19 protein-coding genes are annotated in these 25,053 nt (G+C 57.9%); 8 read left to right on the forward strand and 11 right to left on the reverse strand.

All coding sequences use genetic code 11. The features are described from left to right. Positions 1–1,226, forward strand: a 1,226-nt coding sequence (locus tag GRF61_RS11225; RefSeq protein ID WP_211165902.1) for a KUP/HAK/KT family potassium transporter, incomplete at its 5' end; no start/stop codon positions are given. Between the two features lie 34 nt (positions 1,227–1,260). Here GRF61_RS11225 and GRF61_RS11230 read toward each other — a convergent pair. The 4 genes from GRF61_RS11230 to GRF61_RS11245 form a co-directional block, all read right to left on the reverse strand. Further along, positions 1,261–2,382, reverse strand: a complete 1,122-nt coding sequence (locus GRF61_RS11230) for an HD domain-containing phosphohydrolase (RefSeq protein ID WP_169150745.1) — start codon at positions 2,380–2,382, stop codon at positions 1,261–1,263. A gap of 115 nt (positions 2,383–2,497) precedes the next feature. After that, positions 2,498–3,358, reverse strand: coding sequence for an HDOD domain-containing protein (locus GRF61_RS11235; RefSeq protein WP_169150776.1), 861 nt, complete (start codon positions 3,356–3,358; stop codon positions 2,498–2,500). 113 nt (positions 3,359–3,471) lie between these two features. Then, positions 3,472–4,071, reverse strand: a complete 600-nt coding sequence (gene xpt / locus GRF61_RS11240) for a xanthine phosphoribosyltransferase (protein ID WP_169150746.1) — start codon at positions 4,069–4,071, stop codon at positions 3,472–3,474. A gap of 56 nt (positions 4,072–4,127) precedes the next feature. After that, positions 4,128–4,685, reverse strand: coding sequence for a DUF2062 domain-containing protein (locus tag GRF61_RS11245; protein WP_169150747.1), 558 nt, complete (start codon positions 4,683–4,685; stop codon positions 4,128–4,130). 107 nt (positions 4,686–4,792) lie between these two features. Between GRF61_RS11245 and GRF61_RS11250 the strand changes: the two genes are divergently transcribed. From GRF61_RS11250 to GRF61_RS11270, 4 genes are all read left to right on the forward strand, one after another. Beyond that, complete coding sequence (locus GRF61_RS11250) at positions 4,793–5,590, forward strand: ComEC/Rec2 family competence protein (protein WP_169150748.1); 798 nt, start codon at positions 4,793–4,795, stop codon at positions 5,588–5,590. A gap of 595 nt (positions 5,591–6,185) precedes the next feature. Next, positions 6,186–7,274, forward strand: coding sequence for an ABC-three component system protein (locus GRF61_RS11260; RefSeq protein WP_169150749.1), 1,089 nt, complete (start codon positions 6,186–6,188; stop codon positions 7,272–7,274). Further along, a complete protein-coding gene (locus tag GRF61_RS11265) occupies positions 7,271–7,762 on the forward strand; it encodes an ABC-three component system middle component 2 (protein ID WP_169150750.1) in 492 nt (163 codons plus the stop codon). The genes GRF61_RS11260 and GRF61_RS11265 overlap by 4 nt, the downstream gene beginning before the upstream one ends. After that, the gene (locus tag GRF61_RS11270; RefSeq protein ID WP_169150751.1) at positions 7,762–9,651 is read left to right on the forward strand and encodes a hypothetical protein; all 1,890 of its coding nucleotides are present in this window, start codon (positions 7,762–7,764) and stop codon (positions 9,649–9,651) included. The genes GRF61_RS11265 and GRF61_RS11270 overlap by 1 nt, the downstream gene beginning before the upstream one ends. 842 nt (positions 9,652–10,493) lie before the next feature. On the opposite strand, the gene GRF61_RS11275 is transcribed toward GRF61_RS11270, so the two are convergent. The 7 genes from GRF61_RS11275 to trfA form a co-directional block, all read right to left on the reverse strand. After that, on the reverse strand, positions 10,494–11,591 hold the full coding sequence (locus tag GRF61_RS11275; RefSeq protein ID WP_169150752.1) for a transposase: 1,098 nt from the start codon (positions 11,589–11,591) through the stop codon (positions 10,494–10,496). Positions 11,592–11,652: 61 nt separating this feature from the next. After that, entirely contained in the window at positions 11,653–12,804 is a 1,152-nt protein-coding gene (locus GRF61_RS11280) for a TniQ family protein (RefSeq protein WP_211165904.1), read from the reverse strand. A 2-nt stretch (positions 12,805–12,806) separates the two neighbouring features. Next, positions 12,807–14,468: a TniB family NTP-binding protein gene (locus tag GRF61_RS11285; protein ID WP_169150753.1), complete on the reverse strand. Its 1,662-nt coding sequence runs from the start codon at positions 14,466–14,468 to the stop codon at positions 12,807–12,809. Beyond that, a complete protein-coding gene (locus GRF61_RS11290; RefSeq protein ID WP_169150754.1) occupies positions 14,465–16,582 on the reverse strand; it encodes a hypothetical protein in 2,118 nt (705 codons plus the stop codon). Before GRF61_RS11290 ends, GRF61_RS11285 begins: the two co-directional genes overlap by 4 nt. Further along, positions 16,572–17,429: a TnsA endonuclease N-terminal domain-containing protein gene (locus GRF61_RS11295; RefSeq protein WP_169150755.1), complete on the reverse strand. Its 858-nt coding sequence runs from the start codon at positions 17,427–17,429 to the stop codon at positions 16,572–16,574. Before GRF61_RS11295 ends, GRF61_RS11290 begins: the two co-directional genes overlap by 11 nt. Before the next feature lie 246 nt (positions 17,430–17,675). Beyond that, positions 17,676–18,005 (reverse strand): hypothetical protein, encoded by a 330-nt coding sequence (locus GRF61_RS11300; RefSeq protein WP_169150756.1) that lies wholly within the window; start codon positions 18,003–18,005, stop codon positions 17,676–17,678. A gap of 96 nt (positions 18,006–18,101) precedes the next feature. Then, a complete protein-coding gene (gene trfA, locus GRF61_RS11305; RefSeq protein ID WP_169150757.1) occupies positions 18,102–19,199 on the reverse strand; it encodes a plasmid replication initiator TrfA in 1,098 nt (365 codons plus the stop codon). 925 nt (positions 19,200–20,124) lie between these two features. Here trfA and GRF61_RS11310 point away from each other — a divergent pair. The 3 genes from GRF61_RS11310 to GRF61_RS11320 are packed head-to-tail and all read left to right on the forward strand — an operon-like array spanning position 20,125 to position 24,921. Next, on the forward strand, positions 20,125–21,021 hold the full coding sequence (locus GRF61_RS11310) for a WYL domain-containing protein (RefSeq protein WP_169150758.1): 897 nt from the start codon (positions 20,125–20,127) through the stop codon (positions 21,019–21,021). 56 nt (positions 21,022–21,077) lie between these two features. After that, a complete protein-coding gene (locus GRF61_RS11315; RefSeq protein ID WP_169150759.1) occupies positions 21,078–23,684 on the forward strand; it encodes a class I SAM-dependent DNA methyltransferase in 2,607 nt (868 codons plus the stop codon). After that, the gene (locus GRF61_RS11320; protein WP_169150760.1) at positions 23,677–24,921 is read left to right on the forward strand and encodes a restriction endonuclease subunit S; all 1,245 of its coding nucleotides are present in this window, start codon (positions 23,677–23,679) and stop codon (positions 24,919–24,921) included. The genes GRF61_RS11315 and GRF61_RS11320 overlap by 8 nt, the downstream gene beginning before the upstream one ends. Positions 24,922–25,053: the final 132 nt, after the last annotated feature.

The raw sequence follows: 25,053 nt of genomic DNA on the forward strand, positions 1-25,053 counted from the left end.
GGCTGGGGCTGGGGGCGGTGGTGCTGGCGATCACCGGCGGCGAGGCGCTGTATGCGGACATGGGCCACTTCGGCCGGCGCCCCATCAAGTACGCCTGGTTCCTGGTGGTCTTCCCGGCGCTCTACCTCAACTACCTCGGCCAGGGCGCGCTGATCCTGGATCACCCGGACAACGTCCGCAACCCCTTCTACCTGCTGGTGCCCGAGCCGCTGCTTTACCCGATGGTGGCGATGGCAACGATGGCAACCATCATCGCCAGCCAGGCGGTCATCTCGGGCGCCTTCTCGCTCACCCGCCAGGCCATACAGCTGGGCTACGCGCCGCGCATGCAGACGGTGCATACCTCGGAGCGGGAGATCGGCCAGATCTACGTGCCGGGCATCAACTGGATGCTGCTGGGCGCGGTGATCGCGCTGGTGGTGGGCTTCCATTCCTCCAGTGCGCTGGCTTCCGCCTACGGCATCGCGGTGACGCTGACGATGATGATAGATACCGTGCTCGCCGGCGTGGTGGTGCTCTACCTGTGGAAGTGGGGTCGGGCGCGGACTTTCCTGTTCCTGCTGGTGTTCCTGACGGTGGACCTCGCCTTCTTCTCTGCCACCACGGTGAAGATCCTGGCTGGCGGCTGGTTCCCGCTGCTGGTGGGCGCGGCCATCTTCACGCTGCTGACGACCTGGAAGCGCGGCCGCGAACTGCTCAACGAGCGCATCCGCGCCGATACCATGCCGCTCGACGGTTTCATCCAGTCCCTCTTCCACAGTCCGCCGCCCAGGGTGGAAGGCACCGCGGTGTTCATGACCACCTGGCTGGAGGGTGTGCCGCGCGCCTTGCTGCACAACCTCATCCACAACAAGGTGCTGCACGAGCGGGTAGTGCTGCTGACGGTGGAGACGGCCGATGTGCCCTATGTGCCGGAAAACCAGCGCATCACGCTGGAGGAACTGGACTACGGCTTCTACCGCTTGAAGGTGAAGTACGGCTTCAAGGACGATCCCGACATCCCCGCCGCGCTGGCCTCCTGCGCGGAGCAAGGGCAGCGCTTCGACATGATGGCCACCTCCTTTTTCCTCGGCAGGGAGACGCTGGTGTCCCGTATTGGCTCCGGCATGCCGAGCTGGCGGGAGAAGCTCTTCATCCTGATGTTCCGCAACGCCGGCAGCGCGGCGGACTACTTCCGCATTCCGCCCAACCGGGTGGTGGAGCTGGGCACCCAGGTGGAGTTGTAGCGCAGCCGCCGCAGCCGGCCGGCTGCGGGCGGGCTCAGGCCTGGTGCCCCTGCCAGGCGGCCTCGATGCGGCTGCGTGCGGACAGCATGGCCGCCACGCATTCCGCGTCCAGCTTGGTGCCGGCGAGGGACTTGATCTCGTCGAAAGCCTGGCTGGGCGTCCACGAGGGCTTGTAGGGGCGGGCGCCGGTGAGGGCGTCGAAGATGTCGGCGGTGCTCACCACCCGGGTGCTGAGCGGAATTTCGTCCGCCATGCGGCCGTCCGGGTAGCCACTGCCGTCCAGGTATTCGTGGTGCCAGGAAACGACGTCGTGCAGGGTACGTATGCCCGGCGTGTCCTGCAGGGCGAAGCCCTCGATCAGGCGGTCCACCAGCTCGCGCCCCTTCACCACGTGCTCCTTCATCTTCTCCCATTCGAAGCGCTCCAGCCGGCCGGGCTTGAGCAGGATCTCGTCCGGAATGCCGACCTTGCCGATGTCGTGCAGCGGCCCGAACAGCGCCAGTTCGTCGGCGAAGCCCTCCGGCAGGCCGTGGGCCTGGGTGAGCTCGTCCGCGATGATGCGCACGTAGTCGCGCAGCCGCAGCTGGTGCATGCCGGTTTCCTCGTCGCGCATCAGCGTGAGGTCGTGGGCGAAGCGGGTGGTGTCTATCAGCGTGCGGATGGACTCGATGCCGCGCGCCACCAGGCCGGCGGCCAGCGGGCCCCAGGCGGTCAATTCCCGGATCAGGCGGGCAGGGGCGGCCAAGCTGCGGCTGGATTCGAACACCAGGAAGCCGAAGAAGCCCCGCTGGTGACGTATCGGCAGGATCAGCAGCGGACACAGGTTGCCGTCGCCCGCCCATGCCAGGGCCGGATCCGGGCGGACGAAGGTGGTCTGTGCCCGGCCGGTGGCGCCGCAGCGTGACAGCGAAGGGTTGAGCGGAAGTTCGGAGAAGGGCGCCGGGCAGGGCAGCACCCGGCCGTCGCAGTCCGCCCAGTAGGTGAGGGAGGCGCCGTCATCCGACAGCAGGAAGGCACCGATGCGGCCGATGTCGTGATGCACGCCGGCGACGTGATTGCGCACTTCCTGCAGCACGTCCGGCAGCGAGCCGGCGAGGTAGGCATCCGCAGTGGCGACGTCGAAAGGGTGGGCGAAGCCGGGCGGGAGCAGCGACATGGCGGCCTCCAGGCTGGTTGGGGTCAGGGTGTGACCGGCAGCCGCCGGTCGAATTCCCGTGCTGCTTGCTTCCCGCGCGCGTCGCGGCACACTGGCCGCGCTGTCTTCGGTGGTGTCAGCCGCAGACTGCGGCCAGCATCTCCTGTTTGCTGTCGCGGGCGGCGTCCAGCAGGGCGTCGAACTTTTCTTTTTCGATGCCGGCGATGCAACTGTTCAGCAGTTCAGGCCTGCCTTTGACGCCCAGCAGGGTTTCGAACGGGTTGGGCGTCTCAGCCGCCAGACTGGCGACGAAGACCAGATCGCGCAGGTTGGCGGGTGGCCAGGAGCCGCCGTAGGGGTCTTCGTACTGGAAGGTGTCCAGGATGTCTTCCGGCAGTTCGAAAGCTTCGAGCACCGCGCGGCCCACCGGCTCGTTCCACAGGGCGACGAACTCGGCGAAGCGGTTCATGTTCTCTTCCAGGGCCGGATAGGCGGAGGCGCGGGAGAGCAGGAAAAACTGGCCGAGGTCCACCATCATGCCGGCCAGCAGCGCGGTGTCCGGGTTCATGGTGCGCAGGTGGCGGGCAAAGGCATAGGACCAGGAGGCTACGTCCACCGAGTGCATCCACAGGCCGGAGGCGATGAGGCGCATGTTCTTGGAGCGGTGATCCTGCGCCAGCTGCTCGGCGGCCACGGCGAAAGCGAGGCAGCGCAGGGAGGCGAGGCCGATGCGCTTCACCGCATCGTTCACGCTGGTGATCTGGGCGCTGTAGGGATTGAGCAGCACCGCGTTGGCCATCCGCACCGTCTTTGCGCTGAGTACCGGCTCGGCACGCACCAGCGCGGCGATGTCGTCCAGCGAGGCGCCCGGGTTGTCGGCGAGGCGCTTGATCCGCAGGGAAACGTCCAGCGAGGTGGGAAAGTTGAGCCGGCCTTCCTGCAGCTCTTCCTCGATCTGGTCCGAGAATGCCTTGGCCTGGGAGTCGAAATCTTGCATCGCCATGCTCTTCGAGTGGTGGGCGGGAGCGAGTGTAGCTCGCTTGGGAAGTATAGGTGTAGCCCGGCCCGGCGTCAGAGCCGGGAAAAGCGGTGCCGGGCCATAGGCGGGGCTCAGGGCTGGCGCATGACGGCGCGGCCGTCCTCCAGCCGTTCGACCTGGGCCAGCGTAGCCACCGGCACGGCCAGCGCATCGATCAGCGCGCGGCCCGGCATGAAGCACTTCTCGACGATGAAGCCGGCGGCCATCACCTGGGCGCCGGCTTCGCGCGCCATCTCCACCAGCGCTACCGCGGTGCGGCCATTGGCGAGGAAGTCATCCACGATGGCGACCCGCGCGCCGGTGGCGATGTAGCGCTGCGACAGCACCAGCTTGATGTCTCCGCCCTTGGTTGGGGAGGGGATGATGCGCGACAGGAAGGGTGACTCCACCTCCGGCGAATACTTCTTCGCATACACCAGCGGCACGTTCAGGGCCTGGGCCACCACCAGCGCCGGCGCGATGCCGCTGGCCTCGGCGGTGAGGATGATGTTCGGCTGGCTGGCCGAGATGCGCCTCGCCATCTCCCGGCCCAGCTCGAGGATGAAGGCCGGCTCGATGCGGTGGTTGAGGAAGTGGTCGATGCGCAGGATGCGGTCGCCGATGACGGTGGCTTCGTTCTCGATGCGGCGCACCAGCGGGCCGTAGGCGGCGGCAAGTTCGGTGGAGTTCATTCTCGGATCCTGGAAACGCAACCGCCCCGAAAGCCGGGGCGGGAGAGGGGCGCATTTTAGCGCAGCGGCGGGGCCTTGGGCGGACGCTGGCGGCGCCGCCGCCAGGCCCGGATCAGCCAGGCCCGCCAAGCGCCGCGCACGCCGAAATAGCCGATTACCGCCAGCATGGCGCCAAGCAGCACGAGGCCCAGGGCCAGCGGTTTTCCCAGTGCGCTCATCCAGTCGATCAGGGCGCTGGCCCAGTCGATCATGCCCATGCCGTTGGGCTCCGGCGGCGCGGTGACGCCACCGCTGTCCGCGCCCAGTACCCAGGCGCCCAGCAGATAGGCGAGGAGATAGAGCGGCACGATGGTCAGCGGGTTGGTGTAAAGCGTGGTCAGCAGCGCCAGCGGCAGGTTCACGCGGAACAGCACGCAGCACACCGCGGCCCCGGGCATCTGCAGCGGGCCGGGGATGAGACCGCAGAACAGCCCGACCGCCACCGCGCCGGCGGCGGAGTGGCGGTTCAGATGCCACAGCCGGGGGTGCAGCAAGGTATTGGCGAAGGGCCGCAACCAGCGATTGTCGCGGATGCTGCCGTGATCGGGGAGGAAGCGCTTGAGTGATTTACGCATGGCGAGGTCCGGCCAGGATTTTAGTCGAGCTTCCGCCGGGCGTGCTTTCACCGCAGGCCCGGCTTGCCTGGCCGCAGCAGCGGCGTTCATGATGATGTTCTATGCGAATGGCGATTCTCCTTTTTGCGGCCGGGGTCTGCGGTCTGCAGTCTCTGTCGGCGCTGCCTCCGGCCGCGGTGCTGGCGGGCTGCGCTGGGCTTTCGACCGCAGCGGCCGTGGCCGCGTTTCACCAGCGTCGGCGTTCGCCTGTCACCGCGAGCTTGCTGCTGGGCGTGGCGGCGATCTGCAGCGGCTTCCTGTGGGCCGCGTGGCGGGCGGAAATCCGCCTCGCGGATGAGCTGCCGGCGGCCTGGGAGGGGCGGGACGTGGTGCTGCGCGGGCGGGTAGCCGATCTGCCGCAGCAGCTGGAAGAGGGCGTGCGTTTCGGCTTCCGGGTGGAGGCGGTGGTGCCGGCGCAGGCGGGCGCGACGCCGCAGGTGCCGGAGGACATCCAGCTCTCCTGGTACCACCCGCGGCCACGTTCCACCGCGGCCGCAGCCGAGGTGGTGGCCACCGGCGCCGGCCAGGAGGGCGAAGACCGGGAGGCGGAGGCCATGCCCTCACGCGCCGGCGAGCTGTGGCAACTGAGAGTGCGGCTCAAACGTCCCCACGGCTTCGTCAATCCCAATGGGTTCGACTACGAAGCCTGGCTGCTGCAGCGGGGCACTCGCGCCACCGGCTATGTGCGCAGTTCCGCCGACAACCGCTTGCTGGCCCCGGATGGCGGCGGCTTCCTGGCCTGGGTGCATGGTCTGCGCGGCACGGTGCGCGACCGCTTCCTCGCCGCCTTGCCGGATGCGCCCTACGCCGGCGTACTGGTGGCGCTGGTGGTGGGCGACCAGCGCGCGATTCCGAATGGTGAATGACAATAAAGTTCTGTTCTGACGGACCTTTGATTTCAAAGGATTTTTCGAAAATGCGAAAAAATCCATGCCATTAAAGTTCTGGTCCAGATTTGCACCTATGTTTCAGCGCATGACATTAAAGTTTTGGTCTGATCCGACTACCCCGCAGCGCCAGATGTACGTTTGACGTACATCGTCACAAATTGTAAGCTTGCAAATAATGCTGATTGCAAGAAACCAAAGTTCAGCTTGCACGGGACCTATGTGAATACTGCGGTTTGTCATCCTGGTGTGGTGCTAGCCCGGCAGCTTGAAGCCACAGGCGTTTCGCCGACCGAGTTGGCTCGTCAGCTTGATGTTCCGGCAAATCGATTCACTCAGATCATCAACGGAAAACGGCGGATTACCGGTGACTCAGCCTTGAGACTTGCTCATTGGTTCGGAACGGAACCAGCGTTCTGGCTGAATCTGCAAACCAAGTACGACTTGGAACTTGCCGAAACCGAAGTGGGAGCTGCGATTAGCTCGCTACCGAGGGGTCCGGCCCTCCGGGACCAAAGGAAATAAAAATAACTGTGGGCAGTAAGGGGACGGATGACATGGTAGGGATTGTTGCATGACTGCGGATTGGAGCGAAATCGCCGTGCCAGCGGCATCGACGTCCGTCACCGCAGCGGTCGTTGCACAAGGACCAGTTATTCCACCACAGCAACAGCTACTCCTGTACTCGCCTGATCAATGGGAAGACTTCGTTCAGGAGTGGGCTCATTACTGCCTGAAGAAACAATACAGCCAAGTTCAGCGCTTTACCGGTTCTGGCGATCGCGGTATCGATATCGCCGGTTTCACAGACGACAAGAAGCTGCAAGGAGTTTGGGACAACTATCAGTGCAAGCACTACGATAACGCGCTACGCCCGACTAATGTCTGGGTCGAAATTGGGAAGATGATTTGGTACTCGTACCAGAAAGAGTACACACCTCCTCGACGCTACTACTTTGTCGCACCCAAGGGCGCCGGCACATCCTTGACAGCTCTCTTGGCCGATGCGGCGAAGCTGCGCGAAGAGTTGATTGCCAACTGGGAGAAGTATGTTCAGAAAGCGATCACTAAATCGCAAGAGATCCCGCTGGACGCGCCACTTCTTGCGTACGTGAACGCCTTTGACTTCTCGATTTTCGATGCAAAAACATCGATGCAGTTGGTGGCGGATCATCGAACTTCACCCGCTCATGCGGCGCGCTTTGGCGGAGGCTTAAAACCACGTCCAGAAGCGGCCAAACCGCCTGCGGCGATTGCCACTGAAGAAAGCAGATACGTCACCCATCTGCTTGGCGCCTATGCAGACCATCTCAAAAAACCTGTTGGCAGCCCAGATGATTTGGCTACGACCACGAGATTGAAAGATCACTTTCATCGCCAGCGAGAAGCGTTTTACCACGCTGAAGCACTGCGGTTGTTTGCTCGTGATTCGGTGCCTGAGGGTGTCTTCGAATCACTTCAGGAAGATATATATGATGGCGTGGTTGATGTGCACGACGCCGGGCATCCTGATGGATATGTCCGAGTCTGCGCTGTGACCAAGGCAGCACGTGATCTTCAAATCACCGCAAATGCCCTAATTTCCTGTGTCAAGCCAAAGGACCGCGACGGCATCTGCCATCAGCTCGCAAATGAGGATCGCCTGAATTGGACCCAATCATGAAGCAATCTGGGCACCCCGCGACCTTCAATAGCCCCCTCGAGGCCGGCATGAGAGCAGTGGCACTACTGGGTGCATCGTTTCCGCAAACCTACGACTTACAACGGCTGGTGGCGTTCGACTTCCTCCTCGTTCACACCGGGGATGTTGGTGGGCCCGATAGCCTTCATCCGCCTACGCCGTATCGCTCGGCAGAGTTGCTGGTGCGGCGAAAGCTGGTGGAGGACGCGCTGCTATTGATGATGACGCGTGACCTTGTCCAAAGGGAGGTCACCCCAGATGGCATCAAGTACGGCGCCGGAGAAAACGCTGCAACGTTCTTGGCTTCATTATCTACGAACTATTTTTTGGCAATGAAAGAGCGCGCATCCTGGCTTGTCGAGACCTTCGGTCATCATTCAGATCAAGAGTTTCGCGCGGTGCTTCGCCAATTCTTCGATGACTGGGTTGAAGAGTTTCAAAGCATTGAACGCAGCATGGGAGGCGCGTGATGACCACGCCAATCAAAGGTTTCCGATTACGCTTTCTCGGCTATTTCGGCCCACAGAAAGAACCTGCCACGGTTACGTTTGGCCCAAGCTTGAATGTTCTCTATGGCGCATCGGATACCGGTAAATCCTTCATTGTAGAAACCGTCGACTTCATGTTGGGTGGAAAGCCGCCTTTGCGTGAAATCACCGAGCGCCTTGGATATGACCGCATTCTTCTAGGGATTGAAACCCTAGCGGGAGAGCTGTTCACCATTCATCGCAGCACGGACGGTGGCAGTTTCATGCTGTATGAGGGTTTGCACGAGCAGCCGCCCGAGGGAGACGTAGAAGCTAAAACCCTCTCTGAAATCCATAGCGACCGCAACGAGGCGAACCTTTCATCGTTCCTGCTTGAGCTGTCTGGTCTCTCTGGAAAACGGGTTCGGAAGAACGCGCGTGGTGAAACCAACAGCCTCAGCTTTCGAAATATTGCACGCCTGCTGATCGTCACTGAGACTGAGATTACCCAGCAGCGGTCGCCTTTGTTGGACGGGAATTACACAGCGGATACAGCGAACACCTCGACGTTCAAGCTCCTGCTGACGGGTGTTGACGATTCCGCGTTGGTGAGTACTGCCGCTCGCGAACCGGAAGAGTTATCGCGGGAGGCGCAGCTTCAACTCCTGGATCAGCTGTTAGATGACTACAAGGACCGACTCAAGGAAATAGCCAAGCATCCGAATGAGCTTGAAGCGCAGCTGAAGAAGATTGAGGACTCACTCAATCAGCATGCAGCGCAGTTGAATGCCACCGAAGCCTCGTTTCAGGAGAAGGCGGCGCGTCGTCGCGAATTGCGCAAAAAGCTAGAGGAAGGTCGAGACCGTCGAAGCGACATCGCCGGTTTGCTGGAAAGGTTCAGCCTTCTCGATCAGCATTACGCCTCTGATATCGAGAGGTTGCGAGCCATTGAAGAAGGCGGAACATTGTTCGGCGTCCTTGGTAAGGCCGCTTGCCCCTTGTGTGGGTCAGACCCAGCGCATCATCAAAATGGCGATGTTTGCGAAGGAAATACCGATGCTGTTGTTGAAGCGGCTAGGAAGGAGATCGGCAAGATTGAAATACTCCGCAGTGAGCTTGCTGTTACGGTTCGCGAGCTGACCCGCGAGGGCGCAAGCTTCGATCGCAGGATGCCAACGGTAGTGGAAGAGCTAGAGGAGTTGTCTGGTTCGGTTGATAGCCTGATAGTGCCGAAGCTTGCCAAGCTGAGAGCTTCATACTCGGAGCTTAACGACAAGCGGGCACAGGTGCGCGAAGCATTGGGACTCTATGCGACGGTTCAGGACATGGAGCGCAGACGTGCTGATCTTGAAAAGGCTCAGGATGCTACCGCTAAGCCGCAGACCGTCACGAGCGCTGTCCCGACTGCGGCTGCCGATGCATTTGCTCAAAGTGTGGAAACCATTCTCACCGATTGGCACTTCCCAGAGGCTGGTCGAGTCCATTTTGACCCCAATACCCGCGACCTAGTCATTGCTGGTAAGCCAAGGGGAGCTCGCGGAAAAGGCCTACGGGCGATTACACATGCCGCCTTTACCCTTGGCCTGCTCGCCCATTGTCGAGCAAGCAGCACACCACATCCGGGGTTTGTCATTCTTGATTCACCGCTGCTCGCCTATCGTGAGCCTGACGGGACAGAGGATGATTTGCGCGGCACTGACCTGAAGGAGCAGTTCTACAGCTATTTGCAAGGTCTACCGGAGGACCGGCAGGTTATTGTCGTAGAGAACACAGATCCTCCTGAGGCCATCAAGGCCCTTGAGCTAGTCGAGATGTTCAGCAAGAATCCGCACAGTGGACGGTATGGATTGTTTCCTTACGTTCCGAGTTCGGAGGCGGATGACGAAGGATGACGCAAAGCCCAAGGAACCGGGCAGTACTGACTTCAGCCAACCCAGGCGGTTGCGACTAGCAGCGGCCTGGAAGCACATCAGCGGCTTCAGGCTTCCGTGGACACAGGACATCACCACACGATTAACCCTTTGAGCCTGTCATGAGCTTGCAGGGATACCCAGGTCAGTACTTTCAACTTAGTCGACAGGCTCAAATCGATACGGAACATCATGCCGAGCCGCTAAACGAGCTAGCATCCCCGCTATCGGTGAGGACGGACAAATTACAAGCTCGACCTTTCGGCCTCGGATTGTCCGCATGGCTCATTCCCAGGCTTTTATCTCTAGGCTCAAGCGCCTATTCAATTGCCGTTTGCGTTTCCTAGTATTCATAAAGCCTTCTGTAAATTTTGAGATGCGATGGAGCCGTTGCTTGCCCTGAGAAATCCGACTCTGGGATGATGAGGCAACTGTGCCTCAAAGCAACGAACTGGCTTCTGACTTGAAGCAATGATTGCCATGCACACAAGGGCACTCCGACAGGGGCCTGCCAGGCCCTAGTTTTCAGACATAGCAGGCAGTAATCGACTACTTTTCCGACAAAACAAGCGGTAAGCGACTACTTTTCAGACATTTTTACCCAGCATCGCTGGGTAATCGAGTGGTTTTCAGACATCGAGGGCAGGTTTCCGCGGTCTAGGCATCCTTGGTCGCTTTGTCCAAAACTTCCAAGCCCTGGCTGGGACGGGGTCTGAGGTGGAAGGAGTGGTCGCCTGGGTAGCCGAAGAAAAACCCGAAGCAATGCTTCGGGCTTGCGTGCCGCGGCAACCTGCTCCGGTATTTCTGCGAGCATTGTCTGGAAGTCATGTCTTTTCGCTAGCCATAACCGCCTTGTTTCCTATTCGGGTGATCGACTCGACCAGCGGACCATTGGATCGCGACGCACTCAAGGCCTTTAGTACCTGATCAAGGAGACCTTCTGTCTTCCAGCGTCGAAATGTCCAACTCAAGTCTGTAGTTTTGAGCCCCCGGGCGGGGACCTTTGCCCAAGAGATGCCCGAGGACAGTTTCAGAAGGATAGCGTCCAGTAGATCCCGTCGAGAGTGAATGGCACTGTGGCCTCTGCGTTTTACAGTCAGAATCGGCTCAATCAGTTGCCACTCATCGTCGGTCACCGATGAGGCTCCATCCGAATGCAAAGGGATCTTGATTCCTCCTGCTGAAGCCTTGGCTTTTCGCTGAGGATCCGCCATTGAGTGGAAAATCATCGTTTCACTCGCTCCCGTGACGCTGTCCTCTGCGGGTATTGTCATCGCTATCAGCGTCGCAGCAGTGACAAAAACTTGATTGCCAACCCTAGCCCCATGCAGTGCAATCCGAAACTCACCAAAAGGAAGAGGAAGCCGCAGCGCACCATATGAGGCCGCTAGATAGACGTCGTGCATCGCCTTCCTAGCTGACTTTGAGAGATGCAGCCATTCCAAGGGTTTGTTGGGCGCTGCATTCTCTCTACCACGGGGAGTGTGTCGAATGTAGGCTAGATCGTCGACAACTACGGTAGGTGGCGTTTGGCCGTAGTCCACGAAAGCGAAGAGATCCGGCCCTGCCATCCTGAAAGCAGCTGGAAACAATAGCGGGTTGGGTTTGAAGAATGCCTGCATCAGAGCCAGGGCCGGCACATGCACGGTAAGGTCGTCGTTCCCAATGAATTTGAAGACTTCGTGGCGATTCAGACATCCTTCGGGTAGCTCAATACCCATCCCAGCAAGATATTCGCCAGGATCTGAAAGGGACCACGACGATAGGCTGCCCTCATACAGGACGCGATAAGGTTTCGTAGTGCGAGGCACCTTTAGCCGCTCGCTCGCGATTTCCTCGATGCGCCTATGCTCAATACCTTCGTTCGACGTTAAAACTTCAATGCTGCTGGTGTTCAGCGACACACCGAGTGCCCATTCCATACACGACTCCAATAATAGGAATCTGTATAGGAAAAACACCAGGCCTATGTTGGGCCTTCAGCTATCTTTTTTTGGGATAAATTCGAAGTCGTTTGCCAGCCTGCCGCTCGGACTGCGGGGTGGCTTTGAATCTCTCAAGCCATAGCAAAATCATTGGGATCTCATGGCGGAAGTGATGCAGGAGCGACACAATCCCTGCCTTCTGTGCCAGCTCCCTGACGGTGATCCTTCGACCCTCCCGTTTGCACCGAGCGACCTCTTTATCCATGACCGCTATTGCCTTGCGTTGGATGAGGTCCCAATCCCTGGGTTTTGCTTTCTTGCGGTGCTCGTACTCCGAAGGGGATCGAGAGGGGCTCGGAGCGTTCAGCAGGAAAATGTTCAGCAAAACGTGCTTCAACGCTGTAGTGTTGGCCCCTGAAGAACGCACCAACAATGCCGGCCAGGAGTTGCGGCGAGCGAGATCGATGTTGGCACCCAGGGCGGACAGGTAGGCGTCGCCGTAGAACGCACGGAGGTCCGCCGAAAGAACTTCCCCGAATATCTGACCACTGGTGAAAGAATACCCATGGCTCGCGGCAAGGTCTCGGTAGCGCCCAGCCCAATCACCGTACGAAAATCCAAACCTCAATGCCTGATCCGAGAACCTTGCAATGTCCATCAAAACAACTCGTGAAACCTCGTAAGCGCAGGCCCGAACCGACTGCACCTCATTGGGCGGCACCATGAACCGCTTCGCACGAATATCAACATCGCTCAAGCGCAGTGGTTGCTCGTGCACGGCGCACAGCAAAACGCCAGGGAGTTGATGCGATCGCCGCCAGTACGTCTCACCGTATTGCAGCAAGTCCTGTGCTTTGCAGGCCACGCAAAGCTTGAGTAGTCTGGTCGACTTCGTTGCGTTTTGAGCGACCGCCGCCACACAGAGATCCGATCTGCCGCTCAAGAGCGAAGTCAGGATACGTTCTTTGTCCCGTGGTGCCATGAATGCAACCGCGTAGGGCAGCAAGGTGTGGCTATGGATGAATTCCTCCAGGTCCATCCCGAAAGCTCTCGCAATCCCTTCGTGGCCCGTTATCACCGTAGCAATCGTGGTGATGTTTCGGCCGGTCAGGTGCTGCATCAAGCGCTTTTGCGACAAGCCAAGTTGCCTCATCGCCCGACTCAACAAGCTGCCTAAAAGCTCATCAGGGTACGGGCGAAGGAGGTGCATGGTCAGATCTCGATGACTTCCTCGAGCAGCGGAGCCATTCCAAATTCCTGTAGCTGCCCCAAGACGGGAACTCCTCTCGACCGGGCATGTGCGATGGCTCGCCGGTAGTCCTCCTGCCGATCATCGAACCTGTCGGGCGCAAGCTCCTCCTGGGCCTTTGTCCGTCGCTTCCGCTTGGCTGGCGGGGTGCTCGTCAAGGCGGAAACCGCCTGCTTCACGCCCTGTGCAAGGTTGATGCTTGAATCCGCTTGGGCTACCGCCTCAGCCACCTCGCTGGATTCTTCAGCACTGAATCCCAGGGCGGTCAGGCCGGCGGCAAGCCGAGGCGTGAATGTGTTGTCTGTTGCCCGAACACTGAAAAGCGGAGACTTCAGGTGGTTCAACTTGCGGTGGGCGTTATCGATGTGCTGCTGAAGATTCAACGGTGCGATATCGTCGTACTGGCAAAGCATTTCCAGATCATCGCGGCTCAAGGCTTCTACCATCGGATGCATCAACTTGAACTCGTCCTCAAAGATATCGAGGATGAGCTCCGGCGTCAGTTGTTCTGTGCCATTGAGCATTGCCCGTGCCTGCGCAGATGCGAACAGCTTGATGGCCAGGTCGATCACGCCTTGGCTACAGTCGTACATGCGTTTGCTGAGAATGGGATCCAGCGGGACGGGGTTGCGTGTCCACTGAAACTGCCAAAGGATGTCCAGGAAAGCATCCCACTCGCTTTCTTGCCCCGCCGTCCCTGGGTGCAATCGATCCCACGGCGAGATGCCATGCCCGCTCGAGCGGCGAGACTGCCGAAAGTCGATACCCAAGACCTTGGATGCCTTGTTCGTGCCAATGAACAGAATCGGAACCTTTAAGTCGTTGCAGGCTGACACGAGCTCTGTCATGACCTTCTGACCACCTTTGGTCGCATTGGTCAGGTTCTGTACCTCATCGCAGATAAGCAGGCCAACCAGGTGCAGATTCATCAGGCGGGCAACGCTTCGCATGATCGTGTCTGCGCCTGCCTTACCCTTTAACGCATACTGGCTGTAATAGTCGGCCCCAGGGATTAGCTCATCGATCTTTTGCAGAATGCCGTGCGCAAGGCCCTTGATCGATGAACCGTCGCTCGGCATCTCGACGTGCAGGTAAGGGATCTGATAGAGGTTGTACTCTTCGTGGTAGATCACTTTAGGTAGGTGAGCGCACCATCGATTTACGGTCGTCGTCTTTCCCATACCTGAAATGCCGACCAGGGACGTCGAGATCTGAGGTGTTCGGGATGATGCGGTCTGGCTGAATCCTAGGCCGGCAAGCTGCTTTTCGTAGATCGACTGGAATATCTTTGCGTGTCCTGGCGTCCTTGGAGCGCGGCCGACGTAGCCGGCCCGCATCATTGAATCCATGGCCCGGCTCAACTCGACATGGTTTTGCATCGGGATCATGAAGTTCTGCAAGCTCTTGAGCATCATGAACCGGTCAGAGGTCGACCACTGACGCTGGCTTGGATCAAATTCGGGCATCAGCGTAAGGGCGTCAATAAGCGCATCGTCGTTCATGTTTGGCGGCAGCGCTTCAATCAGCGGGTTGCCGCGGAACTGAGGAATCAACTGCTGGGTGTACTTCGCCGAGACGATGTGAGAGGTTTCGTGCATATGTAGTTCTAAGCTGTGTTCTGTCATGAGCGCATCCGGGCGCGTGCTGCTTCAATGCGCTCTGCAAGGGAGCCGGAAGCTGCCGTTGGAGTTGGCGTTGTCGGGCTGGCGTTCTGCGGCTCTGGGTGCGGAGCGGGCGCCTCGCTGCGCTTTCCCCCTTCAATCTTGGCCAAGGACTTGCGTTCGAGCTTGCGTTCCTCCTCGCGCACCTCCTTGATGTCGGCACGGCGGGCTGAACGCGACACTTTGGGCGCTGATTTCAGGCGTTCGCGAGCCGCATTCATCACCGGACGGGTTGTGGTGGAAAGATCAATGCTATTTTGCAGACGAGAGTGCTCGGCATCGATGCGAAGCACTGCACGCAGGCATTCGTAGTACGCAATTTCATCAAAGCTCATTCCCTTGTACTTGGCGCTTCGCTCCGTCAGCGTCGCCACGTAGGGCTCACGCTTGCCATCCAAGGGATGAACATAGATTGAGTCGGCCAGACGGGTGTCGTAGGAGACGTTCACCGAAAATCTGCGTTTGCGGGCGGTCTCGAACCATTTTTGTGCGATGGCCTCGGGGAAGCTGTAGCAGCAGCCTTCAAACTCGATGCCCTTGTCGGTGACGATCGCCTTTTTCTTGCGCAGCAGTGCGAACCTGACCGTGGACTCCTCGTAGCGTGTCAGCAGGCCCGCACGGGACTGGATGCCGTGGTTCCATAGCGCAATCGGGCATGGACGAACGTTGTCCAGGAGCTCCCTGGTGTCCATGTCGTAGCCAAGCATCTCCCTATGGTTGTACGCAATGATGGTGTTGAGTAGCAGATGGCCAAATTCCCTCAGCGTGAGGCAGGCGTCTTTTTCGTAGTGTTTTCCCCGGCGCCGAGTGGCGTTTGATGGCGGGTCATACGCGGGGGCGATGGGCTGGATGCTGTTGTGAAGCAGTCGGAAGCCGCATTCAACCAGTGGCTTCCAGTCCGGCCGCTTGCTGGGCAGGTTGGTGACGGTGACATGCAGCCCTTCAGCGACATTGCTGCTAGCGTGCGAGATCATGTCTCCGCGGTCAGCGAGAAACTCAGACGGGAATACTTGGTGTGCCGGCCAGTCTTCGGGCGCGTAAGGTACGCCGTACCGTCCACAGAGAGCGCGTTTGTCCTCGGCGATGCTCAGGATGGCCTGCATCGCTCCGTTCCAACTGGCATTCTCCAGTCCAAAGTAAAAACCGACGATGAGGCGAGATTTGCGATCAATGATGAGGTAGAGCGTCGGCTTGCCGATAATCTTGGTGACGTCTTCGCTCGACACCAGGTAGATGTCCGCGATGGTGGCGTCGATCTCATAATAGTGTCCGACACCTTGGCAATCCGCCATGATGGTTCCGAGCCGCTTTCGATGCTCCCGCTCGAAGTCTGAGTTCCCCTGGCGGCCGCGCAGCCGTGTCTCAATGTCGTAGGCCTTGAGCAGAAAGTGACGAAACTGGCGCAGACTCGGCCGAGCACCCCAGGGATTGACGTGGAGCTCGCCGTTGCCGTCGGCGTATCGGTAGTACTGTTCGACCAATGATCGGTAAGCGGCTGGGACGGAGATCTGGGCGTTTGGCAGGTATTCCTTTTCAATCACCTTACGGAAGGATGACGTGTCCGCCGTGGTGATCTGGTAGGTGTCATAGCCATTTCTGGCTTTGCGTCCTCGCCCAGCTGTGATCGCGCAGGCCTCGCTCGCATCATCAGCAGCAGGCCCAGTGCGGCCAGACTTGTCGTAATCCGGAAGCAGCGCGTACTTGGTTTGCCCCCTTTGCCAGTAGCGGCGCAGGTCCTTGTAAAGAGTGGTCGGCGCGCAACCTGTTTTCCTCGCATGTTCTGCGATGGCGTGCTTTCGGGTTTTCGGATCGAAGAGCGCGGTTCCGTGCGCAGAAAGAAGCGGATCGAGGCGTTTCCATGCCGCCTCGCATCTGCGAATGCGCGCCTGGCTGTGGCCATGGATAGGCGTTGCCGGCGGGGAGACACGCTCAAGATCACGAATCTCGGAATACGGAAGGCACTCAGGCCAGGCATGCGGGTGCAGCGCTATGACCCAAGCTTTGTCCGTTGTGGTGTCAGCTTGGAGCAGGCGCATTTGCATCCCGTCCAGCATGAAAAGGTCATTACTAAACAGCATTCTTGCCACCTACCGCGCGCAGTCGACCAGCCCTGGATGTCATCAGGAAGGATCCCACGGGATCGTTTGCCAAGTTTGGGGAGTTGAGGTTTGCGAGCAGTGCGCGTTCTTGAATGAGCATGCGCGCGGCGCGAAGTCCGGTGCCTGGCTCGACACCGTATCGTGTATCAAAGGAGGCACAGTAAGCTGCCAGCGGGGTGGCATCCGAGGCGTCATACGAAGCCAGCTCGCCCGCCATGCGGCTTTTTAGCTGGTCATAGAATCCAGCGTGTGGCTCGGTCTCGCCAGTTTTGAGTTGCGCGTCCCTGATCCAGTAGATGTTGGCGATCTTCTGTTTGGGTATGCGCGAGTGATAGATGAGGTGGTGAGGTATCCCTAGTGCTTGAAAGTAACTGCGCTGAATTTCCAGCTTCTCCAGCGATGTCTCATCCTCCGCCTCTTCGTCTCGCTTGGCATTCAGCGCAATGTAGTCTTCCCCGTCAGCGGTGCGAACCGTCAATAGGAAATCAACGGTCATCACTGTCGGGACCTGGGTGCCAGGGTAGTGCGGGTGGCGGATCTTGAGATCGTGGGCGATCGTTTGCGTGATCTCACGATCAAGCGGATACTGCTCGCGGATATCAATTACGGAACGCGACCACTCGGCCGCGATGAAGATGTCGTGTTCGACATCGGAGAAGAGATGGTGAGCGCGACCGGTCTTGGCGCTCCAGACGCGACGAGAGCGACCAGTGCTACTGAGATCGAACACTTCAAGCCACGGGTTGTAAGCTGAGCCCGAGCCGTCCCCATAGCCCGCTTTTTGGCGCTCTGCGATTTTCTTCTCGGTCCACTTAATCCGAGTCATACTGGCCTCCTCATTCCGTCGCTCAATGCGAGCCAGCGTGTATAAGAAAATCTGTGAGCCGGCTAAGCGGTATTAACTGCTAGAAGTAAAGTAATAATCACGTATATTGAAAAATAATCCTAAGTAACACTTAATCATCATTTATGATGAAAATACATCACTTATGGATTGTTGGCAACTATAGGGAAGCTTTCTCACTATAGGCGTGAGCTGTAGAATGACTCGGGTTCCTTCTAGTCACCTACATCAATGCTTACTTGGGAAGTTGAGGCTCGCCGTATACTCAGAGCGGAGCTTGCTCGCGCCGGCGTCGGATACAAGACTCTTACTGTCCGGCTGGCTGCGCTCGGCATTGAAGAAAGTGAAGCCAACCTCTCCAACAAGATCGCACGCGGCAAATTCTCTTTTGTGTTCTTTTTGCAATGCATGAAGGCGATCGGGATCAAGTCTGTGGATATCGATACGAAAATCGATTCCGCTGTTCTCGAGAAGAAGTAGCCAGGCGGTATGTCGTCGCGCTATTGACGGCGGCTCATCGCTAGTCGCCGGAGCTATACCTTGGACAGTCTCGTTCATGAGGTTTCCTTACAACGGCTGAGTCTGGCCATCACCCTGACTTCTATATCAACGTTCTCAGGCGGTTGATAAATACGACCAGCTAGACCCGGGCCCTCAATCCGTCTTCCAGCTTACCCGATGAACCTGGATCTTCGTCCCGTCGTTTGAGAAGTGATATTCCGCGATCCGGCACGAGGGCGGCGTATCGTCGGCCTTCAATTTGTCGAGCGCGTCGCACAGTCCTTTTCGGAAGTTGCTGAATCGGGACTCATAGCCGGACAGTTCATGGAGCTTTTTCACGCTGAGCCACAGCGGACCTTGGTGGGTCGCATAGAAACTCGCCAGCCATCCCTGGAGCCCGCTGTAATCCATCGCCTTTCGTTCCAGCGCCGTCCAAGCTCCCGGCCCAAAAAGCTCGGCAACAGATTCACTGACCCGCAGCCAGAGTCGATCGCTGCCCAAGGGAGCGCCTGCGATTGCCGACTCCCCATCACCTTGTTCACTGTCTTCGAATGAAACCGAGAGGAATTTTGGCACCTCGAGATTGAGACGATCTCGCCGGATTCGAAGCTGGGCAAAGCTCAGTCGTAGCAGGCTTGCACGGATTGAGCGATGCAGTCTCACGCTGTACGAGCGGCCCATCCGCTTAGCGAACTCGTAGAAGGTAGTCCCGACATGCTTGTTCTCCGTTTCCGGAGAAAGTGGGCGCTCGCGGTAGTAGTCGAGGCAGGTCGCATAGACGATACGGTCGAACTGGCAAAGCTCATACCCATTCAGCGTCACGGTGACGTTGTTGAATGACGCGATTGTCTTGTTGACGACCAGCAGGGATGTATCGCCGGATAGCACCTGGTCGTTCAGCGTCGGCACTTTGCGACTGCTGGAGAACAGGGCACAGCGCAATAAAGCATTTGGCAGCACTTGCGCGACATCGGAGAGCGTTGGCAGGTAGGTTTCTGCGCCGCGTCGGGTCGCCTGCCGGCTTCGCGCTGAAGTGAGTTCGTCCCGGGTAGCGTTCGATGGCAGTATCTTGACGGGCTCTTCTTGCTTCTTGATCCTCAGCTCACTGGTATGAGCAAGGGACGATAGCGTGTTCGAGGCTTCAAGCAATTCTTCGCGCGCATCAGGGGCCGCCTTCAGGGCGGCACGTGCTGTGGCTTCAGCAAGGGCTCGAAGCTTATCGGCGCGGGCGAGGTTCGTCAGTTCAACCATTCTTTCCCTCAGCCTGGTTCATACGCACAAAGCTCTCCATTAGGGAGCGCAGAACCTCCGATGCGTTAAAGCCAAGCTGATGGCACGTGCTATGAAAGCTGCTATGCAGATCCCGAGGAACCCGGGCAACGAATTGGACTGTGGTGGGGGAATGGCGAGATGCGCTCTTCTTGGTTGGCTCGGTGCTGCTCATATGGAACTCGGTAGGACAACGGGATTTGATGTGTATATACACATCAGGGCGTCCATGACCGAGTCAGTGAACTCAGGATAGTTCCGAACATCGATTTCAGAGGGAGGCGCAGAGGGAACAGCTGCCCAAACGACTTGTACGCCACAGCATCAAAACTTGTACGCCACAGCACTGCTACTTGTACTCCACAGCGTCAAAACTTGTACTCCACAGCATGCGGAGGCACTAGACCGCCAAAAACGCCATTAAATTGCTAGGCGATTTGATGTGTATATACACAGCCATAGACATGGTAGACCTCCGTAGCCTGTATAGCCCCTCAGTCGAAGGAGCCCCTCAAGCTTGAGATGATGCGCCAGCGAGAAGGCATCCAGCAACCCGAGGCATTGCAACCCGATCTGGGGTTGAGGCGCTCATTGGGCGCGGATGCTCGGTTTCTGCACCCAGGGCCGAGGTGGGTGCGGGCGTGGCATCGACGGGTCCCTTACAGGACGCAGGAGCTAACGTCAGGGTGTTGCTGCGGCCGCTGGCCGCCTGGGTGCCGGCTGTCCATGGCCCACTAGCGACACTGCGGTGGGTCACTGTCTAACGCAAGCTTGCCAAAACCTTGCTTTTCGACAAAAACAGCCTCAAAATATAATCATTTTGATTATAATGGCGGGCTAATAATGATAAGAACAGCGTACTTCTCTGGCCGTTTTCCCCGTTCTCGTGGCTAAGGGACCACTAACTGTGCGCTCCCAAAGTGTCGATGACCTGAGCCATGCTCAGCGTGAACGGCTGGCCTACATCGATTTCCGGCTCTACTTCTTTGGTGAGGTTGGGCGCCCGGACCTCGTAAGCCGGTTCGAGATTGCTCCTGCGGGTGCAACAAGAGACCTCGCCTTGTACAGAGAGATCGCCCCGCAAAACATAGAGTTCGATGGCAGCGGCAAGATCTACCGTATTGGCAAAAGCTTCACTCCAGTTTTCGAGCATGCCTCGCCGCGCGTTTTGTCGGCACTTGCTTTGGGCTTCGGTGATGGGGTGAATGGTGACTCTCAACCGCTACTGCCTTGCGAATCCCCCTCGGTGCTGACTAGCCCCCGGATGGATGTGCTGGCCCCTATTTGCCGAGCCATTCACGCCAAGCGACCAGTGGCCATCCGTTACCACTCGATGAGCAGCGGGGAATCTGAGCGAGTCATCGTACCGTTTGCCCTAGTTGACACCGGGCTGCGCTGGCACGTGAGGGCATTCGATCGAAAGAGCGGTGAGTTCCGCGACTTCGTCATTACGCGAATAGAGGCGCCTGTCTTGCTCGACGAGGAGCCGAAGTCCAATGAGCGGTCCGACAATGATATCCAGTGGACACGAATCGTTGAGCTGGAATTCGTCCCGCACCCACGCCTAAACCGTCCTGAAATCATTCGAATGGATTACGCCATGAAGGATGGCTCGATCCGGATGCGTGTTCGTGCGGCCGTCGCAGGCTACATGCTGCTGCGTTGGAGTGTTGACTGCTCGCCTGATCACCGCCTCCAAGACGAGCAGTACCGCCTGTGGCTCAGCGATCCGCTGGCACTCTATGGCGTCGAGAACGCAAAACTGGCTCCGGGTTACCGTCATCCGACGACGCACCTTAATTAAATTCAACTTGGTATGTCGCTGAGATTACCGAAAAAGCTAAATCTAAAGGTTCATGCATGAGCAATAACGCTATACAGATACCCCTCAACAAATTGGTTGGAGAATCTGTGGCCAGTCGTCATCGTAAAAAGCTCACTCTTACGCAGCTCGAGTCCTTTCTTCTGAAGGCAAGTGACATCCTCCGCGGCAATATGGACGCCTCGGAATATAAAGAGTACCTCTTTGGGATGCTATTCCTGAAGCGGCTATCCGACCAGTTCGCGGCGGACCGCGCAGCCTTGCTCAAAGAGCTGCAAGCGTCTGGTGCATCTGCAAAGGTCATCGAGACCAAGCTCAATCACAAGCGCAGTCCCCACTACACCTTCTGGGTGCCTGAGCGCGCACGCTGGGAGCTCGATGAGCCCATCACTCTCGAGAATGGCCAACAATTCCGCGGCCTGATCCATGTCAAGCAGAACGTCGGAGAGATGGTGAACAAGGCCTTGGCCGCCATCGAGGAAGACAACAGCGAATCCTTGAGCGGCGTGCTCAAGCCAATTAACTTCGTGCACACCAAGGGCGACAAGAAGCGCGTTCTGCCCGACGACAAGATCGTCGACCTGATCACTCACTTCAGTACGGTCAAGCTGGCCAACGCAGACTTCGAATTCCCCGACCTCCTCGGCGCCGGGTACGAATACCTCATCAAGTATTTTGCTGACTCGGCCGGCAAAAAAGGCGGTGAGTTCTACACCCCGGCACCGGTCGTGCGCCTGCTGGTGCAGCTGCTCGAGCCTATCGAAGGCATGTCTGTCTACGACCCCACCTGCGGCTCCGGCGGCATGCTCATCCAATCGGGGCAATACGTCGAGGAGTCCGGAGGTAACGCCCAGCGTATGGCGCTGTATGGCCAGGAACTGTCGGGCACCACCTGGGCCATCTGCAAGATGAACATGATCTTGCACGGCTACCGAGCAGCAGACATTCGCAACGAAGATGTCTTGGGCAAGCCGCAGCACATCAATGATGGTTCGCTGATGCGATTCAAGCGGGTGCTAGCCAATCCGCCGTTCTCGCAGAACTACTCCAAGGCGGAAATGCAATTCCCTGAACGCTTCCATACCTTCATGCCGGAAAGCGGCAAGAAGGCTGACATGATGTTCGTTCAGCACATCGTAGCTACGCTAGATCAGGATGGCAAAGCTGCTGTAGTGATGCCGCACGGAGTGTTATTCCGTGGTGGCCCCGAGAAGGAGGCCCGTAAGAAAATCATCGAAGCTGGCAACCTAGAAGCCATCATTGGCCTTCCGCCTGGCCTCTTCTACGGAACAGGCATTCCCGCCTGTGTTTTGGTGCTGTCGAAGATTGGCACCAAGGACCGTAAGGATGTGATGTTCATCAACGCCGACCGTGAATTCAAGGAGAGCAAGAACCAGACTATCCTTCGCCCGGAAGACATCGAAAAGATAGCCTACGTGTATCACGAACGCCTTGAGGTGAAGGGCTACTCCGAATTGATTCCTTTCGCAGACCTGAAGGCCGAAGACTGGAACCTGAACATCCGTCGCTATGTGGACAACTCTCCTCGGCCTGAGCCGCAGGATGTGCGCGCCCATATCCACGGCGGCGTACCCACGACCGAAATTGATGACCTCCAAGGACACTGGAAAAACTACGGCACCTTGCGTGATCAGCTGTTTGCTCGTCGCGCAGGGGACGCCGCGTATTGCGACTTTGTGCCGGCGCTGAAGGCCGACAAAGCGCAAGCAAAGCTCTTGGTTGAAAAGAACGATTCGGTGAAAGCCACCAATGCGAAGTTTGCAGAGGCCTTGACCTCCTGGTGGCAAGCCAATGTTGGCGACCTTAAGCAGCTGCCCAAACTCGGTAGCTTTGTGCCGTTGCGCAAGAAGTTCGCTCAAAGTCTCGAAGACACCTTGGTGCCTTTCGGGTTGTTGGACAAATTTCAGATTCGGGGAGCCTTTGCAGAGTTTGCCAGCGAGCTGACGACTGACTTCAAATCGGTTGCCGCATCTGGTTGGAATGCGGATCTGATTCCGGCAGACGACATCCTGGCCGCCCAGTTCCCAGACGTATTGAAGGAATTGCAGAAGGCTCAAGAAACCATCGTACGCCTGCAAGGCGAATTTGAAGCTGCGGAGCCGGGGGAAGGCGAAGAGGTTGACGAGGTCGATCTCGACACCTACGACTTCGAGGAAGGCGGCGATGTGTTGCGCAAAGCCGTTATTGATGCGCTGAGGGCTCGTAAGAAAGAGCTGGCGCGCGAGGCTAAGGCCTTGAAGAAAGCGGCTCCGGCTGAAGCGAAGGCTTTGGAAGCCGAGATCTCGAAGGTCGAGTCCTTGATGGCCAAGCATACGGCCAAAGAAGATGAGCTGAAAACCGCCAAGCAGACGGTAAAAGCCATTGAACTCAAGCGTGACGCCCTAGTGGAGAAGGCTCGAGACGCCATCTCGGATGCGGACGCAGAACTGCTAATTCTGGAACGCTGGAAGAAAACGCTAGTCAGTTCTTACGAGCAACGTGTAGGAGCTTACCAGGCTCAGTTAGTTGGGCGGATTGAACAACTATGGGCAAAATATGCCGTGACGTTGCAGGACATCCAGTCAAGGAGTTCATCAGCGGCAGTGAAGCTGACCGCCTTCTTGAAGGAGAAGGGCTATGAGTGAGTTTGATCGCCTGCCAGAAGGATGGTCAATTCAACCTCTCCATACTTTTATTGCAGAGCTTGAATCTGGTGTCAGCGTTAATGCTGATGATCGGGAAAAAGTGGGCTCCGAAATTGGCGTACTAAAAACTTCATGTGTCTCAAACGGCAAATTTGCCGCAAATGAGCACAAGGCTATATGGCCCAAAGATGTAATGCGCGCAAAGGTGAGTCCTCGCGAAGGCGAAATCATAATTAGTCGGATGAATACACCAATTTTAGTTGGGGAATCCGGCTTGGTTCCGAAAACAGACAACGCTCTTTTTCTTCCAGACAGACTGTGGCAGACCGTCGCTCGTAAAGAAACACGGACCGACTTCAAATGGTTGAATCAGGTCCTTCAATGGGAGCCGATTCGCAAAAAAATTCGAGATGCTGCCACTGGTACAAGCAATAGCATGAAAAATATCTCGAAGGCAGAGTTCTTGGCCATTGAGGTTCCCACACCTCCGTGGCAGGACCAATGCAGCATCGCGGAAGTGCTGTCGACACTGGATGAGCAGATTGAGGCTACGGATGCAACTGTTCATAAGCTCAATATGCAGCGTAAAGGACTTGCCGCCGATTTGCTGACGTGTAGGCATCTGCCAACTTCCGAGATTGCTGATGTTCGGCTCGCTGAAGTTATGCCTACGGTTCAGTACGGAATCTCCAGTTCGCTGACCGAGGCCGGAGCTATTCCCGTGCTTCGCATGAACAATCTGTCTGGCGGTGAGATTGATGTCTCTGACCTGAAATACTCTCCTACGGATGTACCATCGGACCTGTATCTCAAGCCTGGTGACGTCTTGTTCAATCGCACAAACAGCATGGAACACGTTGGTCGGACGTCCCTCTGGCGTGGTCAGCTAACCAAATGTACCTTCGCTTCATACCTTGTTCGGCTCAGCCCGGACAGCAAGCGACTGTTACCCGAATACTTGGTGTATCTGCTGGAGTGGGAAGAAAACCAACTTCAAATGCGCAAATACGCCACTCCAGGCGTACAACAAGTAAACATCAACCCAACGAGCTTGCGTCGTTGCCGAGTCCGAATTCCTAAAAGCCTTGATGCCCAGCGAGAAACTGTGGCCGCATTGGATGCTGCTCGCGAAAACATGGAGGCATTGAGAGAGGAAGTGGCCAAGTTGAAGCTTCAAAAACAGGGTCTCATGCGGGACCTCCTTACCGGCGCGGTTCGCGTCACAGGGGACCACTGATGCGGAGTACGCGAAATTATCTCTTCTCCGATGGCGACCTACAGTCGTCGCTTGATAACCAGCTTAGGACCGCTCGTAACGCCGTAGCAAGCATGCGCCGAGATCAGTTTTTGGCAACCTCAATTGATACGC

The sequence above is a fragment of the Azoarcus sp. TTM-91 genome, assembly GCF_012911025.1.
In the GTDB taxonomy this organism is placed as follows: Bacteria; Pseudomonadota; Gammaproteobacteria; order Burkholderiales; family Rhodocyclaceae; genus Azoarcus.

Bases quoted from the DNA above. Each gene is read 5' to 3' on its own strand.
- GRF61_RS11230 (WP_169150745.1), bottom strand. From the start codon at position 2,382: ATGTCGCTGCTCCCGCCCGGCTTCGCCCACCCTTTCGACGTCGCCACT.
- GRF61_RS11235 (WP_169150776.1), bottom strand. From the start codon at position 3,358: ATGCAAGATTTCGACTCCCAGGCCAAGGCATTCTCGGACCAGATCGAG.
- xpt (WP_169150746.1), bottom strand. From the start codon at position 4,071: ATGAACTCCACCGAACTTGCCGCCGCCTACGGCCCGCTGGTGCGCCGC.
- GRF61_RS11245 (WP_169150747.1), bottom strand. From the start codon at position 4,685: ATGCGTAAATCACTCAAGCGCTTCCTCCCCGATCACGGCAGCATCCGC.
- GRF61_RS11250 (WP_169150748.1), top strand. From the start codon at position 4,793: ATGGCGATTCTCCTTTTTGCGGCCGGGGTCTGCGGTCTGCAGTCTCTG.
- GRF61_RS11260 (WP_169150749.1), top strand. From the start codon at position 6,186: ATGACTGCGGATTGGAGCGAAATCGCCGTGCCAGCGGCATCGACGTCC.
- GRF61_RS11265 (WP_169150750.1), top strand. From the start codon at position 7,271: ATGAAGCAATCTGGGCACCCCGCGACCTTCAATAGCCCCCTCGAGGCC.
- GRF61_RS11270 (WP_169150751.1), top strand. From the start codon at position 7,762: ATGACCACGCCAATCAAAGGTTTCCGATTACGCTTTCTCGGCTATTTC.
- GRF61_RS11275 (WP_169150752.1), bottom strand. From the start codon at position 11,591: ATGGAATGGGCACTCGGTGTGTCGCTGAACACCAGCAGCATTGAAGTT.
- GRF61_RS11280 (WP_211165904.1), bottom strand. From the start codon at position 12,804: ATGCACCTCCTTCGCCCGTACCCTGATGAGCTTTTAGGCAGCTTGTTG.
- GRF61_RS11285 (WP_169150753.1), bottom strand. From the start codon at position 14,468: ATGACAGAACACAGCTTAGAACTACATATGCACGAAACCTCTCACATC.
- GRF61_RS11290 (WP_169150754.1), bottom strand. From the start codon at position 16,582: ATGCTGTTTAGTAATGACCTTTTCATGCTGGACGGGATGCAAATGCGC.
- GRF61_RS11295 (WP_169150755.1), bottom strand. From the start codon at position 17,429: ATGACTCGGATTAAGTGGACCGAGAAGAAAATCGCAGAGCGCCAAAAA.
- GRF61_RS11300 (WP_169150756.1), bottom strand. From the start codon at position 18,005: ATGAACGAGACTGTCCAAGGTATAGCTCCGGCGACTAGCGATGAGCCG.
- trfA (WP_169150757.1), bottom strand. From the start codon at position 19,199: ATGGTTGAACTGACGAACCTCGCCCGCGCCGATAAGCTTCGAGCCCTT.
- GRF61_RS11315 (WP_169150759.1), top strand. From the start codon at position 21,078: ATGAGCAATAACGCTATACAGATACCCCTCAACAAATTGGTTGGAGAA.
- GRF61_RS11320 (WP_169150760.1), top strand. From the start codon at position 23,677: ATGAGTGAGTTTGATCGCCTGCCAGAAGGATGGTCAATTCAACCTCTC.